This window comes from Chloroflexota bacterium (assembly GCA_015478725.1).
GTDB lineage: Bacteria > Chloroflexota > Limnocylindria > Limnocylindrales > CSP1-4 > C-114.
Genome location: JADMIG010000009.1, coordinates 1 through 25,948 on the forward strand (window position 1 = coordinate 1; position 25,948 = coordinate 25,948).

General features: G+C 71.3%; 17 protein-coding genes and 1 pseudogene. 8 read left to right on the top strand and 10 right to left on the bottom strand.

The annotated features are described in order from the left end of the window. Positions 1-790, bottom strand: a 790-nt coding sequence (locus tag IVW53_07775) for a hypothetical protein (protein MBF6605463.1), incomplete at its 3' end; no start/stop codon positions are given. Next, positions 787-2,745, bottom strand: a complete 1,959-nt coding sequence (gene dnaG, locus IVW53_07780) for a DNA primase (GenBank protein ID MBF6605464.1) — start codon at positions 2,743-2,745, stop codon at positions 787-789. The genes dnaG and IVW53_07775, both read right to left, overlap by 4 nt. An 886-nt stretch (positions 2,746-3,631) precedes the next feature. On the opposite strand from dnaG, the gene IVW53_07785 reads away from it, so the two are divergent. Together IVW53_07785 and IVW53_07790 are read left to right on the top strand one after the other, a co-directional pair. Then, positions 3,632-4,021 carry a lipocalin-like domain-containing protein gene (locus tag IVW53_07785; GenBank protein MBF6605465.1) on the top strand — a complete coding sequence of 130 codons (390 nt, stop codon included), beginning with the start codon at positions 3,632-3,634 and terminating at the stop codon, positions 4,019-4,021. 212 nt (positions 4,022-4,233) lie between these two features. Next, positions 4,234-5,274: an LLM class flavin-dependent oxidoreductase gene (locus tag IVW53_07790; protein ID MBF6605466.1), complete on the top strand. Its 1,041-nt coding sequence runs from the start codon at positions 4,234-4,236 to the stop codon at positions 5,272-5,274. A gap of 447 nt (positions 5,275-5,721) precedes the next feature. Here the strand turns inward: IVW53_07790 and IVW53_07795 are convergent. From IVW53_07795 to IVW53_07805, 3 genes and pseudogenes are all read right to left on the bottom strand, one after another. After that, positions 5,722-5,892 (bottom strand): annotated as a pseudogene (locus IVW53_07795) (DUF4236 domain-containing protein). Between the two features lie 86 nt (positions 5,893-5,978). Beyond that, the gene (locus tag IVW53_07800; protein MBF6605467.1) at positions 5,979-9,509 is read right to left on the bottom strand and encodes an AAA family ATPase; all 3,531 of its coding nucleotides are present in this window, start codon (positions 9,507-9,509) and stop codon (positions 5,979-5,981) included. A gap of 56 nt (positions 9,510-9,565) precedes the next feature. Then, entirely contained in the window at positions 9,566-11,503 is a 1,938-nt protein-coding gene (locus IVW53_07805) for a diguanylate cyclase (GenBank protein MBF6605468.1), read from the bottom strand. Between the two features lie 142 nt (positions 11,504-11,645). Between IVW53_07805 and IVW53_07810 the strand changes: the two genes are divergently transcribed. Then, positions 11,646-12,026, top strand: coding sequence for a hypothetical protein (locus IVW53_07810; protein MBF6605469.1), 381 nt, complete (start codon positions 11,646-11,648; stop codon positions 12,024-12,026). Positions 12,027-12,109: 83 nt separating this feature from the next. Here IVW53_07810 and IVW53_07815 read toward each other — a convergent pair whose 3' ends face one another. After that, positions 12,110-13,570, bottom strand: a complete 1,461-nt coding sequence (locus IVW53_07815; protein MBF6605470.1) for a sodium:solute symporter — start codon at positions 13,568-13,570, stop codon at positions 12,110-12,112. Here IVW53_07815 and IVW53_07820 point away from each other — a divergent pair. After that, positions 13,563-13,736, top strand: coding sequence for a TSUP family transporter (locus IVW53_07820; protein MBF6605471.1), 174 nt, complete (start codon positions 13,563-13,565; stop codon positions 13,734-13,736). The two genes, IVW53_07815 and IVW53_07820, sit on opposite strands and share 8 nt — an antisense overlap. A 12-nt stretch (positions 13,737-13,748) precedes the next feature. On the opposite strand, the gene IVW53_07825 is transcribed toward IVW53_07820, so the two are convergent. Next, positions 13,749-15,974 (bottom strand): alpha-galactosidase, encoded by a 2,226-nt coding sequence (locus IVW53_07825; GenBank protein MBF6605472.1) that lies wholly within the window; start codon positions 15,972-15,974, stop codon positions 13,749-13,751. Next, positions 15,971-19,009 carry a DUF4981 domain-containing protein gene (locus tag IVW53_07830; protein ID MBF6605473.1) on the bottom strand — a complete coding sequence of 1,013 codons (3,039 nt, stop codon included), beginning with the start codon at positions 19,007-19,009 and terminating at the stop codon, positions 15,971-15,973. The genes IVW53_07825 and IVW53_07830 overlap by 4 nt, the downstream gene beginning before the upstream one ends. Before the next feature lie 240 nt (positions 19,010-19,249). Here IVW53_07830 and IVW53_07835 point away from each other — a divergent pair, with 240 nt between their 5' ends. Further along, complete coding sequence (locus IVW53_07835; GenBank protein MBF6605474.1) at positions 19,250-19,441, top strand: hypothetical protein; 192 nt, start codon at positions 19,250-19,252, stop codon at positions 19,439-19,441. Here the strand turns inward: IVW53_07835 and IVW53_07840 are convergent. Together IVW53_07840 and gnd are read right to left on the bottom strand one after the other, a co-directional pair. After that, positions 19,401-20,693, bottom strand: coding sequence for an MFS transporter (locus IVW53_07840; protein ID MBF6605475.1), 1,293 nt, complete (start codon positions 20,691-20,693; stop codon positions 19,401-19,403). The genes IVW53_07835 and IVW53_07840 overlap by 41 nt on opposite strands. Positions 20,694-20,720: 27 nt before the next feature. Next, positions 20,721-21,740 carry a decarboxylating 6-phosphogluconate dehydrogenase gene (gnd, locus tag IVW53_07845; protein MBF6605476.1) on the bottom strand — a complete coding sequence of 340 codons (1,020 nt, stop codon included), beginning with the start codon at positions 21,738-21,740 and terminating at the stop codon, positions 20,721-20,723. A gap of 178 nt (positions 21,741-21,918) precedes the next feature. Here gnd and IVW53_07850 point away from each other — a divergent pair, with 178 nt between their 5' ends. From IVW53_07850 to IVW53_07860, 3 genes are all read left to right on the top strand, one after another. Beyond that, on the top strand, positions 21,919-22,959 hold the full coding sequence (locus tag IVW53_07850; GenBank protein MBF6605477.1) for a hypothetical protein: 1,041 nt from the start codon (positions 21,919-21,921) through the stop codon (positions 22,957-22,959). Positions 22,960-23,109: 150 nt separating this feature from the next. Beyond that, the gene (codA, locus tag IVW53_07855; GenBank protein MBF6605478.1) at positions 23,110-24,432 is read left to right on the top strand and encodes a cytosine deaminase; all 1,323 of its coding nucleotides are present in this window, start codon (positions 23,110-23,112) and stop codon (positions 24,430-24,432) included. Then, positions 24,429-25,808: a cytosine permease gene (locus IVW53_07860; protein MBF6605479.1), complete on the top strand. Its 1,380-nt coding sequence runs from the start codon at positions 24,429-24,431 to the stop codon at positions 25,806-25,808. Before codA ends, IVW53_07860 begins: the two co-directional genes overlap by 4 nt. Positions 25,809-25,948 lie beyond the last annotated feature (140 nt).

A 25,948-nucleotide genomic window follows, 5' to 3' on the forward strand; every position in this document is an offset into this window, starting at 1 on the left:
TGTTGTCGCGCGAGTCGAGGTCGCCGTTGTGGACGGCCAGGTAGGCCCAGTCGAGGAGCTTGACGAAGGACGCCGTGTCGCGCTTCTCGTTGTAGTCCGTGACGAGGTGCCGCGCCTCGCGGAGGAGGGTCTTCGTCCCTTCGCTCTGGACGTCCTTGGCCGCCTTCGTCAGGTGGAAGTCCGGCGTCGGGACGAGGAGGTCCGCGGCGCCCTCGTCGGCGACCGCGTCGTTAACCATCGTCGTCGCCTCGGCCCCGAGCGGGAGCCGATGCTGGGTCTTCGCCGTCCGCGTCTTGCGCTCGGTATCGTGGAGCGTCCATTCGTGGAGCGAGACGATCCCCTTCCACGGGGCGTCCACGAGGAACTCGCCGAGCTCGATCGCCTTGGCGAGGACGACCTCCTCCTCCGCCGTCAGGAGGGCGACCTTGCCGATCTCCTTGAGGTACATCCGGACCGGGTCGTCGATCCCGATCATGTCCGCGGAGAGCGCCTCGAGCTCCTCCGCCGTGGGCTCCCCAAGCTCCTTCGCGTCGAGCTTCGCCGGGGCGTCGACGAGGGCCACGACGATCGGGTCGGCCTCCCCGATCACCTCGACGGCGAGATCCGGGGCGTCGACGATTCCCTCGGGCGCACGCGGGTCGAGGTCGTCGTCGTCCTCGTCGAGCTCCACGACTGGGGTCTTGATGACCCGCATGTTCGCGAGCCGGGCGGCCTCGAGATCCGCCTTCGCCCGGCGGGGACGGCTGAGGACGGCCTCGACGAGGAGCTTGTCGGTGGGATCGACGGTCATGCTCTGCCTCCAGCGGATCGGGTGAGGAGATGGGTGAGCTCGGCTCGGCGATCGAGCGAGCGGCGTGCCTCGTGGTACTGCCGTTCCTGGTCGAGAAGGCGATGCATCGCCTCGCGGTCGCCGCGGAGCTCCGCGTCCGCCTGCTCCGCCTGTGTGTAGGCGATCCGTTCCTCGAGCTGATCGGCCTCCAGGGTGAGGAGGCACTTGTCGATGGCGTAGGCGATCCGCTCGGCCGGCAGCTGGGCCGGATCCGGGCCGGAGCGCGCGTACAGCGCGATCGCGAGCGCCCGCGTCTCGGGATCGAGCGCGTCGAGGAGGGCGCCCCGGACGAACCGGGCGGGCATCGCCTCCATGCCCTCGTCGCCATCGAGACCGCGCTGATGGAGAATCGCCCGATGGAGCTCCCGGGCCACCGTGCTCGGCAGGTCCAGGCCGGCGTCCCGGAGGGCGATCGCGACCCGCGGCTGCTCGTCCGGGACGAGGAGCATGAGTCGGAGCAGCTCCTGCTCGACCGGCGTGATCGAGCGCACGACCTCGTCCGGGCTCACCTGCTCCTGGGCGGCGCGGACCGCCTCGAGCGTGAGGCGAACGCCGCCGTGGTCGGGGGCATCGCCCGCCCTGCCGGGTCCGGCCATCCGTCCCGGTTCGCCTCGCGGCGCCTGGTGGAGCGCTTCGAGGAGCGTCCGCTCGTCGACGGTGGATCGGCGGGCGAGGAGCTGGAGGTACGTGTCGCGGACGGTGGGGTTGCCGACCCGGCGGAGCGTCGGCAGCACCGCGGCGACGAGCCGGTCGCGACCCTCCGGGGTCCGAACGTCGAACCGCGAGGCGTGATGATCGATGAGGTAGGCGAGGATCGGGTCCGGCGTCCGGACCGCCTCGCGCCACAGGTCCGGCGTCTCGCGGATCACCTCATCCGGGTCCTTGCCCTCCGGCAGCCGGACGACGCCGACATCCGTGAGCCCGAGTCCGGCCTCGCCGGCCTGGACCTCGCTGATGAGGGCGTTGAGCTCGGTCACCCCGAAGGTCCCCGCGCTCTGGCCGGCCGGGTCGACGTCGTAGGCGAGGGCGATCCGCTTCGCATAGCGGGTGAGGAGGGCGACCTGGCCGGGCGTGAGCGCCGTCCCGAGGCTCGCCACGACCGTGTCGAAGCCCGCCTGGTGCGCCATGAGCGCGTCCGTGTACCCCTCGACGATGACCGCCTGGCCACCCTTCCGGATGGGGCCCTTCGCCCGGTCGATGAGATAGAGCGTCCGGCTCTTGTCGAAGAGCGGCGTCGCCGGCGAGTTCAGGTACTTGGGGCCATGGTCCGCCGTGTCGCCGTCCGCGACGAGGTACCGGCCACCGAGGCCCACCGCTCCCCCGCTGGCGTCACGGATCGGGAAGACGATCCGCTCGCGGAAGCGGTCGTAGGCGCCGCGCCGGCCCTCGCGCGCCGTCGTGAGGCCCACCTCCGCGAGCTCGCCGGGCTTGACGCCGCGCTTGATCTCGAGCTGCCGACTCATCGTGTCCCAGCCGCCCGGCGCCCAGCCGAGCTGGAAGCGCGAGATGGTCTCGTCCGTGAAGCCCCGGCCCCGCAGATAGTCGAGGGCGGGCTGGCCGAGCTTCGAGCCCGTCAGCACCGCGTGATAGAAGGCGATCGCCGTCTCGAGGACCTCGTGGAGCCTGGCCCGACGGGCATCATCGCGGGAGGTCCGCTCGTCGAGCTCCACGCCGGCCTTCGCGGCGAGCGTCCGGAGCGCCTCCGGGAAGCCCACTCCGTCCCGCTGCATGACGAAGCTGAAGACGTCCCCGCCGAGGCCACAGCCGAAGCACTTCCAGCTCTCGCGGGCGGGTGTCACGACGAACGACGGCGTCTTCTCGCCGTGGAACGGGCAGAGGCCCTTGAACGTCTGGCCGGCCTTCCGCAGCGTCACCGTCTCGCCGACGACGTCCGCGACCTGGAGCCGGCTCTTCACTTCCGCCGCAACGCCGACCGCCGTGGTGGGACCTCCCGCTGTCTGCCTGGTGGTACCGACGACGAAGGCCGGAGGTTCGATGTTCCGGTCCCGTGAGGCTCGTCGGCAGCGCCTGCCGGACATGGCTGCGGGCCTGTCAAGTCTTGACAGGCCCTCTTGGAACGAATCCTACCACTTGACACGGGATCTGTATACCCCGTGGGAGTATTGACATGTCAATGGCTGGCGGTGTCTGAGCCGATCGTCTCGATCCGCCGGCCGATGGTGATCCCGGCGGTGGCGGGACCGCCCGTTCCTGACAGGTGGTCACCAGGCGCACGCTGGTCAGCCGGATCGCGACACACGTTCTCCAGGCGGTCCGATGGCAGGAGTTGACCGCGCTCTGCGCGTCGTCTCACGCTCAGCGCTCGGTCCCGACCCCGGATCGACCCGATGCTCGCGGACGAGTGCGCGCCTGGCGGTCGTTTGACGGAATCGAGATCCTGCGGCCCGGCGGTCAGGCGGCCGGGTTGGCGTTCGTCGCCCCGAGGTCCGCCCGCGCGTGGCTCTGGCCATCGTCGTGCGGCTCGCTACCATCGAAGCTCGCGACGCGGTTCCGACTTCCGCGCTTGGCCCGTCGGCGACGGCCGCCTGGTAGCGGCTGAGGGCCGTCGGATCCGCCGACAGCGTTCTCTTCGACGCTCAACTCAGCCCGCGGCACGACGGGTCGACGACCCGACGCACGTCCCGTGGCGATCGCGTCAGGCGCCCGGCGAGTCCAGAACGCTTCGCACGGCCTCGGCGAGCCCTGGCCCGGTGTACGGCTTCGGCAGGAATGCGGAGGACGTCCAACAGGGCTCTCGACGAAGCGTGCGGATCCATGCGGAACGTGCCTATGCTCTGCGACGTGAGCAACGCAGCGGAACGCTCCTCGAATCTCCCGCTCACGGCAGGCGATCTCGTGGGCGCGTGGCGCCTGCAGCGATGGGACACCGCCTTCGACGATGGATCGGTCGGCTTCGTCATGGGCGCGGAACCGGTGGGCCTGATCGTCTACACGATCGAGGGAACGATCATCACGACGATCTCCGCCGCCGACCGGCCGGCGATCGACGGCAACGACGTGGTCCACGAGGTTGCGATCAGCCTCTTCCCGAACTGGGTCGGCGGGACGCAGCGGCGCCACGTTTCGCTCTCCGACGACGGGCGTGTCCTCACGCTCAGCACCGACCCGCTGGTCGCGGGCGGTCGACGAGGCGTGCAGCCGCTCGTCTGGGAGCGGATCGCGACCGGCTGAGGGCCTGATCCGGCGGCGGCCGACCACCTCAGCGGGCGATGGTCCGCTCGATCCGGCGATCGGGGACGGACCAGATCACGGCGACGGCCAGGTACTGCCCGAACGCGGCGATGATGGCGCGCACGAGCATGGAGTCGGCGAGGGCCGGGTCGACCGGTGACGATCCTCGCCGCTACCATCGCCCCGCACAGCTGCCAGCCTCTGGAGGGACCGTGGAGATCGGCGTCTATACCTTCGGCGAGCTCGCGCCGGATCCGGTCACCGGCCGGACGAGCCCGGGCGAGCGGATTCGCGACCTCGTCGAGGAGATCGTCCTCGCCGATGAGGTCGGCCTCGACGTCTTCGGCGTCGGCGAGCACCACCGGCCGGACTTCGCGGTCTCCGCGCCAGCCGTGGTCCTCGCGGCGGCGGCGGAACGGACGAGCCGGATCCGGCTGACGAGCGCCGTCAGTGTCATCAGCTCGGACGATCCCGTCCGAGTCTTCGAGGAGTTCGCGACGCTCGACCTCCTGTCCGGCGGACGGGCGGAGATCATGGCCGGCCGCGGGTCGTTCATCGAGTCGTTCCCGCTGTTCGGCTACGACCTCCGCGACTACGACGCGCTGTTCGCCGAGAAGCTCGACCTGCTCCTCCGGATCCGCGCCGCCGAGCGCGTGTCGTGGTCGGGAGGCCACCGGGCGGCGATCGACGACCGGGGCGTCTATCCACGACCGATCCAGGATCCGCTCCCGGTCTGGATCGCGGTCGGTGGCACGCCGGAGTCCGCCTGGCGGGCGGGATCACTCGGGCTGCCGATGGCCCTCGCGATCATCGGCGGGCTGCCGGAGCGGTTCGCTCCGTTCGCCGAGATCCACCGTCAGGCAGCCCGCGAGGCGGGGCACGTCCCCCCGCCTGCCCTGAGCATCAACTCCCACGGCTACCTCGCGGACACGACCGAGCGCGCCGCCGAGGAGGCCTATCCACCCCTCGCGACGCTGATGGATCGGATCGCCCGCGAGCGAGGCTTTGCACCGCTGGACCGCGCCTCGTACGACGCATCGCGGACGCTCCGTGGCGCGAACTTCGTCGGAAGTCCGCAGGAGGTGATCGACAAGATCCTCTTCCAGCACGACATCTTCCACCACGATCGCTTCCTGCTCCAGATGATCGGCGGCGGGATGCCGCACGCCCAGGTGATGCGGTCGATCGAACTCCTCGGGACCATCGTCGCGCCCGCGGTGCGGACGGCGCTCGGGACTGCACCGGCGGGCTGATCGGGGTCCGGTCTACCGGTGTCGACGACGACGCCGACCGGATCCGGCGAGACCGAGAGCGATGCCCGAGAGGGCCGCGACGAGGATCGCACCGGCGATCGTGAAGGCGAGGGCGATGAGCCCGCCGACGATCGAGACAAGGGTGCGCGCGACTCGCGGATGGTGGTGGGCGAGCCATTCATACGCGAGGCCGGTGAGTCCGGATGTCGCCCCGGCGAGCAGCGCAGAACCGGCGTTCGATCCCCCGGCCGCGGCCAGCAGGCCGACGACAAGGCCGAGGAGCGCGGCGAGGATGTAGTCGACGGTCGTCGCCGGCGAGGGACCGACGGTCGCATCGGTGCCGGTGACCGGTTCGGCGACGTGCTGGACGTGGCCGGTCGCCGGCGCGGTCGCCGTCGCCTCAGCGTTCCGCGGAGGATCCGCCGCGGGTGCGATCGTCCTCGTCGCGAACAGCCCCGTGCCCGGGATGCCGACCGTCTGGCGGATCCCGCGCCGGCCGACGGTCACCTTCGCGCCGCGCGGGCCCACGGACAGGCTCGGCCCCGACTTCGAAAGGTTTACCGTGACGCCCGGTGCGACCCGGATCCGCCGCCACAGGCGCGTGTGCCACCCCGCCATGTCTCCCCTCCGACCACTGGTCGGGCCACCGTACCACCGACCCGCCGAGCGCGCGGGCTGGCGCGCGGGCCGTCGCGCGATCGCGATCAGGCCGGGACGGTGGACGCCGTGGACCCCGTGTTCGCCGTCGTGGCAGCGTCCGTGCGCTCCTCCGCCCGTGGCACGAGACGGTCGAGACGGGCGACGACCGGCGTGGCCCCGAGCTCGACGAGGATCGGCCGCGCCTCGGCGGCGGCGGCCCGGACCGCCGACTCCCCCGGACCGACGAGTGCGGCCATGTCGAGAGCGGTGATCGCGACGTCGAAGCGGAGGCCGAGGTCGCGGTAGACGGCGAGCGCCGAGCGGTAGTCCGCGACCGCCTCGTCGGACCAACCATCGAGTGCGGCTCGACCTGCCTGCAGCGCGGCGAGGTCCGCATCGCACGCACCGCCGAGGCTGGGCTCGAGGGTCGCAAGCACCCGGTCGACGAGGGCCCGGTCGCCGGCGTGGAGCGCCGCCCGACCGACCCAGAACCGGGCGTTGGGATTCGCGAACGCGTGCTCGAGGAGACGCAGGCCGTAGGCGACCGCGGCCGGGTAATCCTCGCCGGCGAAGGCCGCCTCGAGAGCCCAGAGGCAGCCATTAACGAGCGACTGCGGGTCGCCCGCCTCCTCCGCCTCGCGGATGAGGCCCTCGGGGCGTCCCCGCAGATCCTCGCCGCGCCACGCCCCCTGCCACGATCCCATGTCATTCACCCACTGAATCGTGGGTTCATCGCGGATCGTTCCCGCGAGTTCCGCGGCGGCTTCACGGATGAACGACCAGTCGCCGGTCCGCTGGGCGCCGAAGAGGTTGCTGGCCTGATACGGGGCGAAGGCGCTGAAGCCGTATCTGCGCGCCGTCGCGATCCCATCCTTCGTCCATTCGAGGGACAGCCGTGGGTCGACGTCCATCTGCAACGCGGCGAGGTTCACACCCGCCCGCAGCGCCGCCACGTGCAGCGAGTGGGCGCGCGCGTCGAGATACGCGCCGTTGAGGATCGCGATCCCCTCACGATACGGACCAAGATTCACGAGGGACGATCCCTTCGTGATGAGCGCCATCGCCACGACCTCGTCGAGCCGGCGCGGCTCGGCCAGCGCCAGGGCGCGGTCCGACCATTCCACGGCCACCGCATCTCCCTCGGACCGGAAGGCCGCCCGCGCATAGACCTCCGAGAAGACGGCGACCGCGACGGCGGCCGACGGCTGGTCGGCGAGCGCCTCCGCCTCGCCGCGAGCCGCCTCGACGGTGGCGAGCGCCCGGGAAATCCTCGCCGCGGACAGCTGCGTCTGGGCGAGGAGGGCAGTCGCGTGGAGGGCTGCGGCGCGGTCGCCGAGATCGCGCGATGCTCCCGCAGCGGCCGCGAGGGTCCGTTCCGCGTCGTCGAACCGCGTCGCGAGCGCCTCGATGCCGCCCATCCGTTGCAGGAGCTCCGCCCGCTCAGCCGGTCCGGGCGCGACGTCGACGGCCGCCCGGAGCCAGTCGATGGCTTGGCCGAGCGCGCCGAGCGCCTCCGCCCGGTCCGCCGCGGCGCGGAGCGACACCCGGGCCTGCGCCGCGGCGGCCTCACCCTCCGGTCCGTCCGGCGCGGCGCGGTACGCCGCGAGGTAGTGGGTCGCGAGCGCGCCGGCGAGCTCGTCGTCCTCGAGCGACTCGAAGTGGCGAGCCGCGGCGAGATGGCGGGACCGTCGCTCCCGCTTCGCGAGCGTGCCGTAGGCGACCTCGCGAAGGAGCGCCTGGACGAAGGCGTACTGGCCGCGCGTCGGGGCGCGGGGATCCGTCTCGATGACGAGCAGTTCGCGACGCGCGAGAGCGGCGAGGCGCTGGGCGAGGGTCGCGACATCCTCTCCGGTAACCGCGGCGAGCGCGGCGACGGTGAATGACTGGCCGAGCACGGCCGCGTCCTGGACCAGGACTCGATCGGGGGCCGGAAGGGCGTCGAGTCGGGCCGCGACGAGCGCGTGAAGCGTCGCGGGCACGTCGAGGTCGCCGAGGTCGGCCATCGGCCGGTAGGCGCCGTCGCCGAGGGCGAGACGACCGTCGGCAACCAGCATCCGCACGGTCTCGACCAGGTAGAGCGGGATGCCGTCCGCCCGGGCGAGGATGCGCGCCGTCGCGATCTCCGGCAGGCCGGGCACGAGGGCACCGAGCAACTCGCGCATCGAGGTTTCGTGGAGCGGCTCGAGGCGCATCGCGATCGCACCCCGGCGGTCCGTCCCCCAGCCCGGACGGCGGTCGAGGAGCTCCGGACGGGCGAGCGTCACGACGAAGATCGGGTGGGCGCCGCTCCAGTCGAGCAGATGCTCGATGAAGTCGAGGAGTCCATCGTCGGACCATTGGAGATCCTCGAAGACGAGGGCCACCGTCCCGTCCGCCGCGATCCGCTCGAAGAGCGTCCGCCAGGCGGCGAACAGCTCCTGCCGGCCGCCGGGCGGCGTGCCCTCGAGACCGAGGAGCGTGAACAGGCGCGGCTCGATCCAGCGCCGCTCGTCGGCATCGGGGATGTGCCGCGCGAGCATCGTCGCCACCGCCGCGCGGGTCGTCGGCTCGTCGTCGCCTTCGGCGAGTCCGGCCCGTCGCCGGATCATCTCGCCGAGCGCCCAGAACGTCACGCCTTCGCCGTACGCCGGCGAACGCCCGCGGTGCCACCAGACGGGCTCGACGACGCCGTCAAGGTACTTCTCGAGTTCCCAGGCGAGGCGGCTCTTGCCGATGCCGGCCTGACCGACGAGCGAGACGAGGCGGGCGCGGCGCTCGCGACCTGTGGCGTGGAACTGCTCCTTGAGGAGGCGAAGCTCGTCCGCGCGGCCCACGAACGGCGGCTCGAGGAGGTCGGTCCGACCGGTCCCGCGGCGCTCGGCGACGACGCGGAGCGCGCGGAAGGCCGGCACCGGGAGAGCCTTGCCCTTGAGAACGGCCTCGCCGAGCGGTTCGAACGCGATCGCCGCCCCGGCCGCCTGTCGCGTCGCGTCGCCGACGACGACGGAGCCGGGCAGGGCGATCGACTGCAGGCGGGATGCGGTGTTGACGAGATCCCCGGCGACCATGCCCTGGTTGGTCGCGCCGATCGTGACGGCGGCCTCGCCGGTGAGGATGCCGGCCCGAACGAGGAGATCCAGCCCGGCACGCACCCCGAGGGCTCCGACGCCGTCGACGAGATCGAGGGCGGCCCGCACGGCGCGCTCGGCGTCGTCCTCGTGGGCCGTGGGTGTCCCCCAGACCGCCATGACCGCGTCACCGATGAACTTCTCGACCGTGCCGCCGTATCGCCCGACGATCTCCGTCGCGAGATCGAAATACGCGGTCAGCGTCTCGCGGACCTCCTCGGCATCGCGGCCCTCCGCGAACGAGGTGAAGCCGACGAGGTCGGCGAAGAGGATGGAGACGAGTCGTCGCTCGGCGGTCGGCGGCGGCGCCCCCTCGGGCACCGCTCGGGGATCCGCGCTCCCGAGCGCCGTGGCGCACTCCTCGCAGAACCTCGCCCCGGGCGGGTTCGCCGCGCCGCAGGCCGGGCACGTGATCGAGAGGCGCGCGGCACACTCGGTGCAGAACTTCGCGCCGACCCGATTCTCCGTGCCGCAGCTCGAGCAGATCATGCGGCCTGTCTCTCCCTCAGCGGCGGTCGCGATGGAACACGCCGAGGTGGCGTCGCTCAGGCGGCGACGACCTGGTCGCGGCCGGCTCGCTTGGCCATGAACAATCCGACGTCGGCGGCGCTGAGGAGCGCCTCGCGGGTGGGATCCGACGAGTCGAGCTCGGCACAGCCCGCGGAGACGGTCGCCCGAAGCTGCTGGCCGTCCGGACCGAGGATCGGACGGCCAGCGAGATCGGCCCGCACGTCCTCCGCCGCCGTGAGCGCTCCATCGCGGTCCGCGCCCTCGAGGATCGCGACGAACTCCTCGCCACCATAGCGGGCGACGAGATCGGCCGACCGGAACCGCGTCTTGAGGATGCCGGCAAACGCCCGGAGAACCGCGTCGCCGGCCTGATGGCCGTGCTTGTTGTTGAACCGCCCGAAGTGGTCGAGGTCGAACATGATCGCCGCGACCGGTCGTCGTCCCTCGCGATCGCGCGACCAGCGAGCGATGATGTGATCGAGGCTCGCGTCGAAGTGGCGGCGGTTGTAGAGGCCCGTCAGCGGGTCGCGGATGGCGAGCGCCCGGATTTCCTCGACGAGCGCCGCGTTCGCCAGGGCGAGTGCCGCCTGTGCACCGAGCAAATCGAGGATCTCGCATTCGGTCGGCGAAAAGGCACTGAAGTTCGCCTGTCTGCGGGCGACAGTGATCGCGCCGATGACCACCCCGTCATGGACGAGCGGCACCGCCGCCGACGAGATCGTGTCCTCCGGGATCCTGTCGCGGAGGTCACCCGCGTAGTCCGCCCGACCAAGGGCGTCCGAGACGACGAGTTGTTTCGTTGCGATGGCCCTTCCCACACCACCCTCGTTCGGCCGGATCTCCGAGCCGATCGCACCCTCGCCGAGACCGCGGACCGCCCGGAGGACGTACCGTCCGGTCGCGGGCTCGAACACCGTGAGCCCGACGATCTCCGCGGGGATGACTTCCGCCACGGCGTCGACGAGCGTCGGCCACAGTCGCTCGGAGTCGAGGACCCCGCCGGCAGTCCTGGCGAAGCCAGTGAGCGAGGCGAACAACCGCGCTCGATCGGCGAGGTTCTGCTGGTCCCGGCCGATGATGAGCGCCGTCGAAAGTCGATGGGCGAGCGTCTCCGCGAGGTGGAGGTCCGCCGCGTCGAGGGGAGCCTCGGCCGGCGCCTCGATCGAGAGGACGCCGAGCGTGACGCCCTCCGCTTTGAGCGGCATCGCGATCTCGCTCCGGACGGCACGATGACCGGCGACGTAGTCCGGGTCCTCGGCGACGTTCGTCAGGAGGATCGGTTCGCCGGACCGGAAGGCGCGGCCGACGACGCCGCGACTCGGGTCGAAGTCGTCGTCGAGCGCCTCGTACCCGCGCCGGGCGCGGAGGCGGAGGCGGCCGTCGTCGGCGAGGAACAGGGCGAGGAACGAGTAGCCCATGTGCTCGGCGAGCGACCTGAGGACGACGTCGAGCGTGTCGGCCGTCGGTCCGGTCCTGGCGAGGAGGTCGCCGGCCTCTTCGATCCCCGCCAGCGCCGCTTCCTCGCGGCGCTGGTCCGTGACATCAACCCCGGCGCTGATGACGTGGCTCAGCGTGCCGTCGGCGGCGAAGAAGCAGGAATTCGACCAGGAGATGAGTCGGATGGCTCCGTCGCGGGTGACCCAGTGGTTCTCGTTCGGGGCCGGAGGCTCCCCCGCCCGGAGGCGACCGATCGCGGCTTTCACCGTGCCGGCCTCCGAGGCCGGCACGAGGTACTCCCAGAACGGGCAGTCCGGCAGCTCGGCGCGGCGATAGCCGGACGATATCTCGCACGCCCGGTTGAAGCGGACGAACCGGCCATCCGGAGCGATGACGCACAGCAGCGAGCCGGCGACGTCGATGACGGCGTCGAGGAAGCCCCGTTCATCCTCGAGGATCGCACGGCGGGCGAGCTCCGACGGGCGATCGCGCTCGTCACGCATCGTTCGCCACGCCCCCGTCCGATCGATGTTCACCCGGGACCGCCTCGTCATCCTGGCACATGGCCGTACCGATCGCCGGAATCACGCTCGCGACGACAGACCCGGATCGTAGCCGCCGCACGACGAGATCCCATCCGCCGGAGGTCATCGCCGGGGCGCGCGATAGTCATCGCGGATCCACCCGTTCAGCGGAGAGGGCCGGTTCCTCCGTTGCGCCGGCGCGCGATGGTATGAGACCTCCGACCCGCCGGCCATCGTCTGTCAGGTCGGTGCCACGCAGCTCCGCTATCGGCTGCGGGCGATCGACGATCTCCACGCGATGCTCAGGACCCGCGGCGACTGGATGCCACTCGGCGCTGCGGACGAGCAGAAGGCGGCGGCGGAAGGCACCGTGGAGGCCTGGGGGCGGGCCGTGGACAACCCGGTCGGCGGCTGGTACGGCCTGAAGAAGGGACTCCGCGGCCGGTTCGGCATGTATCTCCCGCCGCTCCTCGAGGCACTCGGCCTTGCGGACGTCACCCACGACCCGAAGAACAACCGGATGCGCGCCCGCTGAGACCGCCGCCGGGGTTGGCGCGAACGGCGGTCCGGTCGCGGCGGCGAGTGCTCCCCCTTCGGCTTCTCCGCGATGTGGGCTTCCTACGCGATGCCGGCGGCGGGCACGGCCGGCTCGTAGTCCGCGTGGCTGAGGACCCGACCCGTCCGGGTCCGGCCGACGGCATGCGCGGCGACGCTTCCGACCACGACGACGCCGAGGTTGAGGACGAAGGCGACGAGGCCGATGTAGAGCTTCGTCCCCCCGGCGCCACCCACCGGATAGCTGGAGAGCGAGCTGCTGAAGCCATTGGCGAGGAGCCAGTACGTCCCCGTCGCCATGCCGACCGCCCAGCCGACCATCACGGCGCGGCGGTCGAGCCACGGGACGTAGAGGGCGAGGAAGACCGCGGGCAGGGTCTGGAGGATCCAGGCGCCGCCCGCGAGCTGGAGCGTGATCGCGTATTGGGTCAACCCGGGAATGAGGATGAAACCGACGGCCCCGACCTTCACGACGAGCGAGGCGATCTTGGCGACCTGCGCCTCTTCGCGGGGCGTCACGTCGGGACGGATGTACTCGCGGTAGATGTTGCGGCAGAACAGGTTGGCGGCCGCGATCGACATGATCGAGGCGGGAACCAGGGCGCCGATCGCGATCGCCGCCAGGGCGAAGCCGGCGAACCAGCTCGGGAAGGCGAACTGGAAGAGCTGCGGCACCACGCTGTTCGCTCCGTACGGCGCGACGGGCTTGATCCCGGCGGCGATGGCCATGTAGCCGAGGAGGGCGATGAGGCCGAGCAGGAACGAATAGGCCGGCAGGAACGCCGCGTTGCGCTTGATCACATGCTGGCTCTTCGAGGCGAAGGTCCCGGTGATGGCGTGCGGATAGAGGAAGAGCGCCAGAGCCGATCCGAGGGCCAGGGTCGAGTAGCCCGCGAAAAGCGAGGGCGGGAGCGTCAGCTTGGCGGCCGGGACCGCGGCGAAGACGGCGCCGAAGCCCCCGAGCTTGGCCGGGATGACGACGATCGCCGCGATCACGGTGATCCAGATGAGCGTGTCCTTGACGATCGCGATGAGCGCCGGGGCGCGCAGCCCGCTGACGTAGGTGAAGACGGCGAGCACGAGGAAGGCGATGATGAGGGCCGCCTCGATGTTGATCCCGAGCGCCTGGATCACCACGGCGATGCCGAGGATCTGGAGGGCGATGTACGGCATCGTGGCGAGGATCCCGGTCAGGGCGATGAGCAGCGCGAGCGTCCGGCTGTCGAAGCGATCCTTGACGAAGTCCGAGGCCGTCACGTAGCCCCGGTTGCGGGCGACCTGCCAGAGGCGCGGCATGATGAGGAAGACAAGCGGGTAGACGATGATCGTGTAGGGCAGCGCGAAGAGACCGAGCGCGCCCGAGCCGAAGACGAGCGCCGGCACGGCGACGAAGGTGTACGCCGTGTACAGGTCGCCGCCGAGCAGGAACCAGGTGACGATCGTCCCGAAGCGACGGCCGGCGAGCCCCCACTCCTCGATCAGGCTCGCCGCGGTCGTCAATGGGGTCGCGGCCGTCATGTTCATCGCCGTCGCGCCCGTCGCCTGGGCACCGGCCGTCCTCCTCGCCGTGGGCTCGATCGCCGGCGGTCAGCTCGGCGCGCGGATCGGTCGTCGCCTGCCGTCGACCGTCCTGCGCACGGTCATCGTCGTCGTCGGTCTGACCGTCGCCATCCGCCTCCTCCTCGGCTGAGGCCCCGCGGCGTCAGCCGATCGCCTCGAGGACGAGGATCCGGGCCCAGAAGTCGCCCTCGGCCGCGAGCGCGTGGCGGTCCACGTCGAGGATCAGGCCGGCCTGCTCGAGATCGTCGCCGCCGCGCGTCCCGCTGTTCGCCCGGCTCGTCGCGTCGTCGATCTCCGGCCAGGCCCGGACCCGATAGCTGGACGCGGGATCGAGGCCCCGCAGGCGGATCCTCCGCGGCCCGGGATTCGGATGGCTGAGGACGCGGTAGAGCCCGACGATCGCCCGGCCCCGATCCGGGGCGACTGCCATCCAGGCCACGAGGTTGCCGTCGCCGTCGAACGGTCCTTGGAGCCGGATGAACCGCCCGCGCTGGAGCACGTCCCGGTTCGCGACGTAGAACGCGATCTGGTCCGCCACCTCGCGCCGCTCGGCGTCCGTCCACGCGGTCGCGTCGAGCTCATACCCGAAGACACCGAAGAACGCCGTCGCGGCGCGGGTCGCGAGGGGTGTGATCCGACCCGTCTGGTGGTTCGGAACGGCCGACACGTGGGCCCCCATGGAGCTGAGCGGATAGAGCGTGGAGGCGCCCCACTGGATCGCGAGACGCTCGACCGCGTCCGTGTCGTCGCTCGTCCAGCCCTGCGGCGCGAACGCGAGCATCCCCGCGTCGAACCGGCCGCCACCGCCGGCGCACGACTCGACGAGGATGTCCGGGAACGCTGCCGTCAGCCGCCGGTACAACTCGTAGACGCCGAGCATGTAGCGATGGAAGAACTCGCCCTGGCGGTCCGGCGGCAGGCTCCCGCCGTACGGTTCGGTGATGTTCCGGTTCATGTCCCACTTGACGTACGAGATCGGTGCGCTCGAGAGCACGTCACCGAGGACGCCGGACAGGTGGTCGACGATCTCGGGACGACTCATGTCGAGGACGTACTGCTGGCGGCTTTCTGTCCGGTCGCGTCCGGGGATGGCGATCGCCCAGCCCGGGTGCGTCTCGAAGAGGCGGCTGCGGGCGCTGATCATCTCCGGCTCGATCCACAGGCCGAAGCCGAGCCCGAGCGCCTCGATGCGGCGGGCGAGGCCGTCGATCCCGTTCGGCAGCTTGCGGCGGTCCACGAACCAGTCCCCGAGCGAGGTCGTGTCGTCGTCGCGGGCCCCGAACCAGCCGTCGTCGAGGACGAAGAGCTCGACGCCCACCTCACGAGCGACGGCGGCGATGGCGACGAGCCGCTCCTCGTCGAAGTCGAAGTACGTGCCCTCCCAGTTGTTGATGAGGACCGGCCGATCGCGGTCGCGCCACACGCCACGAGCCAGGCGCGACCGGTAGAGCCGGTGGTACGCGTCGCTCATGCCGCCGAGACCGGCAGCCGAGTACACGACGATGGCCTCCGGTGCGGCGAACTCCTCGCCCGGGCCGAGTGTCCAGGTGAAGGTCTCAGGATCGATCCCGAGCCGGAGGCGGGTCGTCCCGTACAGGTGGACCTCCGCCTCGGCGAGGAAGTTCCCGGAGTAGACGAGGCTCAGGCCGATCGCCTCGCCGCACGATTCGGTCGTCGCCGGCCGGGCCACCACGAGCGATGGGTCGTGCTCGTGGCCGGATGCGCCTCGGCGGCTCGAGACGGACTGCCGGCCGGGGGCGAGCGGCCGGCGGATCACGTGGCGCTCGCGCGCCCAGGCCCCGCTCAGGGTGAGGAGTATCCAGTCCGAGTCCGGCAGGTCGAGGCTTGCGCTCATGACGGTCCGCAGGCGGAGCGGAGCGGCGCCGTCATTGCGGACGTGCAGGCTCCTCGCGATCGCCGGCTCGTCCCGGAAGATCGTCGTGAGGAGCCGGACCACGGTCGCACTCGGTTCGTCGCGGAGGACGAGCTCGAGCGTCTCGGCCTCGTCGTCCGCCTCGACGTACGTCGACGGCAGGCCCGGGATCGGCGGCTTGCCCGGCAGGATCCGGTGCTCGACATAGCGCAGGTCGAGGACGGTCGAGCCGTCCGGACCCTCGATCGCGAGGGCCGGCACGCGGAAATCGCCGCGGCCCGACGTCGGGAGCTCGAGGGCGATCGGGTCGTCGAGGCGATTCGTGAAGCCGGCGAAGTCGCGACGGCCAAGGTGCCCGTACGTCCGGCCCGCGGCAAGGGCGGGACCGAGATGGAGATGCTCGAGCATCCCGTTGTCGAGGATCCGCAGGAGGTAGCTGATCCGATCGTTCCGCAGGTGGAACTGGCGGAGCCCGGCGTCCCACTCGATCGTCATCGCGATCCGTCCCCGACCGGCCGGAGCTCCCACGCCCAGCGATACGTGCCCGGCCCGACGAGATACTCCGGCAGTGTGTCGGGGCCGCAGCTGGCGGTGCCGAGGCCACGATGGGCGGCGTCGAGATGGACGACCGTCTCGGCCCGCTCGACGACGTCCTCGACGTGATCGGCCGAGGCCAGGTCGACGGCCCGATGATGGCTCGCCGAGACCTGGCGCGGTCCGTCGAGCACCATCCGGACACCCCGGCCGGCCGCGTCCGTGAGGGCGACCCAGCGGACGTCCGCGTGGCCGCCGTTCTCCTGCGGGCGGATGTACGGCACATACTCGCCCGCGACCGTCGAACGCCAGCGCCCGACGATCCCAGAACGGCGACGATCCGGATACGTCTCGTGGGGGCCCGCTCCGAACCACTCGAGCGCCTCGAGGCCCGGCGCGAACTCGAGGACGGTCCCGACGCGCGGGAGATCGGCGAGCTCGGGCGGGATCTCTGCCGTCTCCTCGACCCGGATCCCGCCGTCGTCGAGCGGGCTGCATCGCTGCTCGTGGCGGATGACGCTCCCGCCGGCGGTCACGACCTCCGAACGGACGCGCATCGCGGCACCGTCCCGCTCGATCGCGACGAGGCGCCGCTCGAGCCGATCGAGGCCGAGGGCCGTCCAGCGCGCCGCCATGCCGCCGATCCGGTCGTTGTCCGTGGGCGCCCGCCAGAGGCTCAACGCCGGCGGCACCGCCAGGCGGGGGTGGACGAGTCTGCCGTCGGGATCGAGCGCGACCGGCGGGAGGTCGGTTGGCGGTTGCTCGGAGCGCGGGCGGCCGGTGGGCCGGGAATCGGCCGCCGGCGCGTCGTCCGACGGAGCGGCCTTCGTCGTGGACAGCCCGATCCCGTCGAGGTGGAGCTGGGCGACGGCGATCTCCGTCCCGGCCGGCGCCCACGGTTCGGGTCGCGCGGTCGAGAACCGCACCGTGAGCCAGGCCTCGGTGCCCTCGGCGTGCCGGTCCCACCCCGACCAGCCGGCCAGATCCGCGACGTCTCGTTCGCCCGGGCCGAGGGGAGGCAGGGCGATCTCGCCCTCGATGACCGTCGATCCGTCGACCGCCAGCGCGTACCGCGCGACGAGCCACGAGAGATCGCGGAAGTCGGCGCGATTGTGGATCGCGATCCGGCCGAACCGGACGGTCTCGGCCGTGACCCCGATGCGGACGGGAGCCGCGAGATGGCGGTGTTCGACCAGGGCCGGCTTGGGCGTGCGGTCCGGGAAGACGAGGCCGTCGAGGCAGAAGTTGCCGTCGTTCGGTCGGTCGCCGAAGTCGCCGCCGTAGGCGGCCCGGACCCGGCCGTCCGGCAGGCGCTGATCGAGGCCGTGGTCCCAGAACTCCCAGATGAAGCCGCCCTGGAGGCCCGGCGTCGACTCGATGGCGTCCCAGTACTCGGCGAGCGTGCCGTTGCTGTTGCCCATCGCGTGGGAGTACTCGCACATGATGAGCGGGTGGCGCTGCGTCCCGGAGCGCGCATGGGCGAGGAGCGCGTCGATCGGCGGATACATCGGGCAGGTGATGTCGCTCACACCCTGGTCGCTCGCCCAGTCGAAGCGGATGGCGCCCTCGTAGTGCAGCGGTCGCGACGGGTCCGCCCGGCGCACCCAGCCCGCCGCGGCGTCGTGGTTGGCCCCATGGCCGGACTCGTTGCCGAGCGACCAGAGGATGACGGATGGGTGATTCCGATCGCGCGTCACCATCCGGCTCACCCGATCCACCCATGCGCCAAGGTAGCGCGGGTCGTCGCACAGCGTGCCCCAGAAGGCGTGCGATTCGATGTCCGCCTCGGCGATCGCCCACAGGCCGAGCTCGTCGCACAGGTCGAGGAACGCTGGGTCGTTCGGGTAGTGCGAGGTCCTCACTGCGTTGAACCCGAACCGCTTCATGAGAACCAGGTCGGCGCGCATCGCCTCGACCGACACGGTCCGGCCGGTGTGGCGATCGAAATCGTGGCGGTTCACGCCGCGGATGAGCACGCGGCGCCCATTGAGGAGGAGGTCGAGACCGCGGATCTCGACGCGCCGGAATCCGGTCCGGATGGACGTCTTCTCCACGACCGCGCCGTCCGGCCCGCGGAGGGTGAGGATCAGCGTGTACAGGGTCGGGAGCTCGCCGGACCACGGGGCGACATCGGGGACCTCGGCGATCCAGCGGAGCGAGCCGTCGAGCGGCGGGGCGAGCCGTTCGTGGACGGCGTCGAACGTCGCCCGGTCTTCGGCGCCGAGGACCTCACCCCACGCGCGGCGAGCGACGACGAGCCGTTCGGCCGGCGTCGCCCGCTCGGGCGCACCATGATCGACGACCGTCGGCTCCGAGCGCGGGAGCGCGAGGACCTCCCGTCCGTCCGGATCGATGAGACGACCTTCGAGCGACCAGCCGGGCTCCGCTCGTTCGCCCGGGAAACCGACGACGGCACGGACGTCGATCGTGCCCGTCGCGAGATCGTCGGCGAGGCCGGTCGTCACCGCGAGGTCGGCGAGGTGGACCGGCGCGGTGGCGTAGAGGAAGACCGAGCGGGTGATACCGCCGTGCCACCACTGGTCCTGATCCTCGATGAACGTCGCGTCGGACCACTTCACCACCCGGAGCCGGAGGGTGTTCCGACCCGGCCGGACGTGATCCGACACGTCGAACTCCGCGGCGAGATGCGAATCCTTGCTCAGGCCGACGTCGCGGCCGTTGAGCGTGACGATGAGGAGGCTCTCCGCGGCACCGACGTGGAGGACGATCCGGCGTCCCGGCCAGCTCGCGGGAAGGTCGAATGTCCGCTCGTGGATCCCCGTCGGGTTGTCCTGCGGGACGGTCGGCGGCAGGTCCGGGAACGGCATCTGGACGTTCGTGTAGTGCGGGAGGTCGCCGCTGTCCTGCATCGTCCACACTCCCGGGACGGTGATCTCGCCCCAGTCCGGTCCCGGCGCGGCGTCGGGTCGTCGCACGAGCTGGAATGCCCAGCGGCCGTCGAGGTCCAGGCGATCGAGATGGGGCACGGCGTGCATCGGGAGGCGATGGAGGCCGCTGACCTCCGGGGCGGCCCATGGGCGTCCCGCGAGGAGGTCCACCGTCTCGGCGTCGGAGCGCCGCACCTCGATCGACATGCGTCTCGACCTCGTGCCTGCTCAGGGAGTTGTCGGGCCCGCACGGTCGGCGGCCCTCGGCGTTCAGGATATCGCCGCCGAGGCGGAGGCACGGCGTAGAGTGGCGGCCACAGTCATCCCCCACGGAAGGTGCGACGAGCGATGTCCAGGCCACGCCTCGCGGTCGCCGCCCTCCTCGCCATCGTCGGGATCGTCTGGTTCGGTCAGGGCATCGGCGCGATCGGCGGAAGCGTGATGACCGGGAGCTCGTTCTGGGAGTTCATCGGCCTCGCCTGCCTCGTCGGCGCCGGCGTCATCGCATGGCGCGCCCGCCGCCCGCCTCCACCTCGCTGATCGGCACGGCCGCTCCGGGGATGAGCCGGAGCGCGAAGACGGCAGCGAGCAGACTCGCCGCGACGGCGACCCCGACGGTCCCCTCGAACGACGCGGCGACGAGCCACCCGGCGAGCACGGAACCGATCGGCGAGCCGAGATAGTTGATCGACATCGAGACGGCGAACGCCCGACCGGTCCAGGCCGGATCCGTCCGGCGCTGGCGGAGGGTGAACATCGCGACGTCGATCGGCCCGTTCGCCACGCCGATGACGAGCAGGGCGACGATGACCGTCCACAGGCCGCCGGGCAGCAGGAGCACGCCGAAGGCGGCGGCGAAGGCGAACATCGGCAGCCCGATGAGCAGGCGCTCGCGACCGCGAGTGTCGATCCGGCCCATGAGCGACGCCGCGACGACTCCACCGAGCCCCTCGATCGCGAAGACGGCCCCGACGACGAGCTCACCGAGCCCGAGGCGCTGCAGGACGATCACCGGGACCATGATCGTCGTCATGCCACCGGCGAGGTTGAGCGTCGAGATCGCGGCCCCGAGACCGCGAAGCGTCGGATTCCCGAGCGTGTAGCGGAGGCCGAGCCAGGCGTCCCGGAGCAGGCTTCCCGTCGTTGCGACGACCGACTCCGGCTCCCGGATCCCGATCATGACCACGGCGGCGATCCCGAAGGCGAGGCCGATGACGATGAGCGCCCTCGGTCCGCCGAGCGTCGCCACGAGACCGGCCGCGACCGGCGGTCCGACGATCGAGGCGACGACGAAGCCGGCCGAATCGACCGCGTTCATCCGTTCCCAGAGGTGCCGCGGAACGATGATCGGGAAGAGGCTCCGCACCCCCGTCGCGCTCAGTGGGCCGGTGAGCGACGAGACGGCCGCGATGAGGACGAGGAGCGCGGCTGGCAGGGCATTCGCGAGGGCGAGCGCGCCGATGAGCACGAGCGAGCCCATCGCGGCCACGTAGTCGATGACCACGAGGCGGCCCCGCCCGTGCCGGTCGAGGAGGGCGCCGGCGATCGGACTTACGAGGAGGCCCGGGACGACGCTCGCGAACGTCACCACGCCGGCGAGGATCGTCGAGTGGTACGCGGCGAGCGTGAAGAGCACCGTCGCGACGCCGAGCATCGAGCCGGCGATCCGCGCGATCTGCATCGCGAGGAGGACGCGCCCGAGGGAGGGGACCCCGAGCAGCGCCCGATAGGACCGCTCGCCCGGAGTGTCCGCCGGTGGGGCGATCGGCGGCGGTACTCCGCCGATCGTCACGCGACCGGTCGCCGGGACCGGCCCGATTCAGCCCGCTGGCTTCTGCTCATCGTGGCCCCCGAACTCCTTCCGCATCGCCGACAGGAGTCGGTTCGCGAATTCAGCTTCGCCGCGAGATTCGAAGCGGTCGAAGAGGGCAGCCGAGAGGACGTGGATCGGGACCCCCTCGTCGATCGCGGCGAGCATCGTCCAGCGGCCCTCGCCCGAATCCGAGACCCGACCGCTGAAGCCCTCCAGCGTCGGCGAGACGGACAGTGCCTGGGCGGTGAGGTCGAGAAGCCACGAGGCGACGACGCTGCCCCGCCGCCACACCTCCGCGACGGCGGGGATGTCGATGTCGTAGCGGTAGAGCTCCGGCTCGCGGAGCGGCGTCGTCTCCGCGTTGACCGCGCGATCCACCTTCCCGACGTTCGCATGGGCGAGGACGTTGAGGCCCTCCGCGTAGGCAGCCATGATCCCGTACTCGATCCCGTTGTGGACCATCTTCACGAAATGGCCCGCGCCCGCCGGCCCGCAGTGGAGATAGCCCTCCTCCGCCGGCGACGGGGTCCCCGTGCGACCCGGCGTTCGCCCGGCCGAGGCGACCCCGGGCGCGATGGTCCGCAGGAGCGGATCGATCCGGTCGATGGTCTCGTCCTCGCCGCCGATCATGAGGCAGAACCCGCGCTCGAGCCCGAAGACACCACCGCTCGTCCCGATGTCGACGTAGTGGATGCCCCGCTCGGCGAGCGCCCTGGCCCGGCGGATGTCGTCGTGGTAGTAGCTGTTGCCACCATCGATGATCGTGTCGCCGGGCGACATCCGCGCTGCGAGCTGGTCGATCATGCCTTGGGTGGCGGCGGCCGGGACCATGATCCAGGCAACCCGCGGCAGGCTGAGTTTCGCGATGAAGTCGTCGAGGTCCGCGGCGCCGATCGCCCCTTCGGTGGCGAGGCCGGCGACGGTCGCCGGGGTCCGCGTCCAGACGACGCACTCGTGGCCACCGCGCATCAGCCGGCGGACGATGTTCGCGCCCATCCGCCCCAGCCCAACCATCCCGAGCTGCATCTCATCTCCTGTCCGTGGTCACGGCTCGTCGCCGCGACGTCCGATCCGGCGATCCAGGGGCGCCGCTCGCCCGCCGTGGTGAGGTCGTCTCACAGGATACGGTGCGCCGCGGAGTCGATGGTCCGGTAGCATCGGAGGGGTCACCATCGGGAGGCGCGGATCCTCCGCCCCTCCGGCCATGCCGCACGAGGTGTTTGTGCCAGCCGTCGATCCCGCGTCCGCCCGGAGCGCCCCGCTGGGCGCAGCCGACCTCCTCCGATCGGTCGGCCTCATGGCGGACGGGCCCGTCACCTGGGGCCGGCCGGTGCCGTCCGGCCGACCGGGCGTCTACGTCGTCGAGTGGCCAGAAGCTCGAGCGACGGCCCCGATCGAGCTGACGACGATCGGCAAGTGGATCGAGCGTCGGCAGGACCTCCGCCTCGACGGTCGGCGACCGACGTCGCGCGAGGTCGCCGCGCGGCTCCACGACTTCTGGTTGCCGGGGCAGGTCGTCCTGTTCATCGGCATGGCGACCGGATCGATCGGGGGCCGTGTCCGGGCCCTCGTCCAGACACCGCTCGGCGATCGGCGCCCATATCCGGGAGGCCAGTGGCTCAGGACGCTGACGGGTCTCGAGCGGACGCGCGTGTGGTGGGCCGCCTCCGATGCTCCCGAGGAGTACGAGGATGCGCTCTTCACCGCGTTCGCCGCGGCGGTCGACGCATCCCCCGACGCGGCGCCGCGACTGCCGGACCGTTCGCTCGTGCTGCCGTTCGCCAACCTCCAGGATGCGACCGGGCGGCGGCGGACCCATGGGTTGAGCGGGACGATCGAGCCGAAGCCACCGGCGGTTCCGGCGCCCGGCACGACCATCCGGGAGCTGCCGGGTGGTTCGGCCGACGGCGCCGAGGAGTCCGCCGTGGGACGGCCGCTCGAGCGCCGCGCTCCGAGCGCGCCGCGCCCGATGCCGGCGGACCGTCCGGCCGGCACGGGCTCGCGACGCGCCGCTTCCGTCGATGTCGCGACGCTCAACGACACGCTCCAGCGGATCGCCTGTCGGAGCCTGCTCCGCGAGCTGGCCGTCGCCGACGCAGCGGCCGAACTCGTCGCGGCCGGGTTCTTCCGCGGGACGAAAGCACAGCCGGTCGCCGTCCTCCGCGACCTCCTCAAGCAGGGGCTCGTCGAAGGTGCTCACCAGGACCCGGACCGGCGCTGGTCGATCCGCTGCGCACGCGGGTGATCCCGGCCGGGAACGACGCGGCGCCGACTTGACGCTGCCCTCCGCGCCGTCCCACACTCGGGTCCGCGCCGGCGGGGTGGGACGCGCGGCGAATCCGAGCGGTCGCGTCCAGCCCGTCATCGTTCCGAGCGAGGTGTCGGTGGAGCCCGTATGGGCCTGATCGTCCGTGGTGCGCGGGTCCATCCGACCCGCGACTCCGACTCGGGTCCGATGGACGTGCTCGTCGAGGGCGATCGGATCGCCGCGATCCGGCCCGCCGGGCAGCTGCCCTCCCCCACGGGTCCCGACGCCGTCGAGCTCGATGCGGCCGGGCGGCTCCTCTCGCCACCGCTCGTCGATCCCCACGTCCACCTCGACGCGGTCCTCACCGTCGGGCAGCCGCGCCACAACGAGTCCGGCACCCTCATCGAGGGGATCCTCACCTGGGCCGAGCGCAAGCCGTCGCTCACGCGGGAGGACGTGAAGTCGCGCGCCCGCCAGGCCATCCTCTGGGAGGTCGCCCAGGGGACCGGCCTCATCCGGTCCCACGTCGACGTCTGCGACCCGGGCCTCACCGCCCTCCGCGCCCTCCTCGAGCTTCGCGAGGAGTTGCGCGACGTCGTCGACCTCCGCCTCATCGCGTTCCCCCAGGACGGGATCCTCTCGTTCCCGGACGGGAAGGAGCTCATGCGCGAGGCGCTGCGGCTCGGCTGCGACGTCATCGGCGGCATCCCCCACTACGAGCTGACGCGCGAGGACGGGGTGGACGAGGTCCACTTCCTCTTCGACCTGGCGCGCGAGACGGGCCGGCCGATCGACCTCCACTGCGACGAGACGGATGACGAGCAGTCCCGCTTCCTCGAGGTGGTCGCGGCCCGCACGATCCGAGACGGCATGGGCGGGCGGGTCGTGGCCGGCCATACGACGGCGATGGCGAGCTACAACGACGCGTACGCCTTCAAGCTCATCCAGATCCTCCGCCGGGCCGGCGTGACGATCGTCGCCAACCCGCTCGACAACATCGTCCTCCAGGGCCGCTTCGACACGTATCCGAAGCGGCGTGGGATGACGCGGGTCAAGGAGCTCGACGCGGCCGGCATCAACGTCGCCTGCGGCCACGACTCGATCATGGACCCGTGGTATCCGCTCGGACGAGGGTCGATGCTCGACGCGCTCTCGATGCTCGTCCACGTCGGCCAGATGACCGGCCGGGCGGAGCTGTTCCGAGCGTACGAGATGGTGACGACGAACGCCGCCCGGGCGGCCGAGGTTCCGTATGGGGTGAAGGAGGGTCTGCCGGCCAACTTCGTGGTGTTCGATTGCGAGGACGAAGCAGAGGCGATCCGGCTCCGGCCGGCCGCCCGATGGGTCGTGCGCCTGGGACGGGTCGTCGCGGAGACGGAACCCGCCCGCAGCGTGATCCATCGCACCGCCGGCAGCGAGACCGTCACGTATGTCCCGGACCGGGACGCAGGAGGAGGATCTTCACGATGACCGCGATCGGGATCGGGCGCGACACGATGCCCAGGGGCGAGGGCGACATGACGATCGAGGGCCACGGCATCGAGCCGATCCCGGAATCGGCCCGCTACGGCTCCGTCTATCGGCTGTTCACGGTCTGGTTCACGCCGAACCTCGTCCCGGCGGCGTTCGCCCTCGGGGCACTCGCGTCCGTGCTCGGCCTCGGGTGGTGGTCCGGACTCCTCGCCATCCTCGTCGGCAACGTCATCGGCGGCGGCGTCGTTGCCATCCTCGGCACGATGGGCCCACGACTTGGGCTCGCCCAGATCCCGATCAGCCGCCTCTCGTTCGGCAAGAGCATCGTCGTGCCCGGCATCATCAACTGGCTGAGCACGATCGCCTGGGACGCGATCAACGCCTTCTTCGGCGCCTACGCGATCTCCGTGGTCACGGGCGGGGCGATCCCCTTCCCGGTCGGGCTGCTCATCGTCGTGGTCTGCCAGGCGGGCCTGAGCGTCGTGGGCTACGAAGCGATCCACACGTTCGAGAAGTACGCCGCGATCGGCCTCGCGATCCTCTTCGCGATCGTCACCATCGCCCTCCTGCCGAAGGCGAACTTCTCGTTCACCGGCTCCGCGGAGACGCTCGGCACGTTCGTCCTCATGACGACGATCGTCGGCAGTTTCAACCTCGGCTGGGCCCTCTACGCGTCGGACTACTCGCGGTATCTGCCGAAGGCGACGCCGTCCTTCCGGGTGGCGATCATGGCCTTCCTCGGGATCGCGATCTCAGCCGTCTGGATCGAGGCACTCGGGCTGGCCGTCGTCGGAGCGATCACGGACGCGACCGCCGATCCGGTCCACCAGATCAACACGCTTCTCGGCGGGGGCGTCATCGGCGCCATCGCGATGATCGCGATCTTCTTCGGCACGGTCGCCGTCAACGCCATGAATGATTACTCGGGATCGCTGTCGCTCCTCGCCGCCGGCATCAAGGTGTGGCGGCCGGTGTCCGCGCTGATCGTCGGCGTCCTCAGCTACATCGCGACGCTGTGGCTCTACTCGGCGAACTTCAACCAGACCTTCGAGAGCTACCTCCTCATCATCACCTACTGGATCGGCCCGTGGGCGGCGATCGTCCTCGTCGACTGGCGCCTCCGTCGCGGCTCGACCGCGGGCGCGGCCCACGTCTCGGATTTCTCGCTCCTCCCGAGTGGGCGGAATGCGATTCTCGCCCTCGTCATCGGGTTCCTTGTGTCGGTGCCATTCATGGATCAGTACCCACTGTTCGAAGGATTCGCTTCGACGGCTCTTGGCGGAGCGGACATCGCCTACGTCATCGGCTTCATCGTAGCGGGCGCCTCGTACTGGGCCCTCGAACGAAGCTCACCGACGTCCGTGCCTGCCTGACGCTCGACCCCGCTCGACCCCGCTCGACCCCGCCGGGCAGGGTCCAGGCCGGAAAAACAGTTCACGCATGAACGATTCACGGATGAACGACTTCCGGCGGGGCGGTCCGAGCGCGGCGGGGCGGTCCAGGGGCGGCGCGG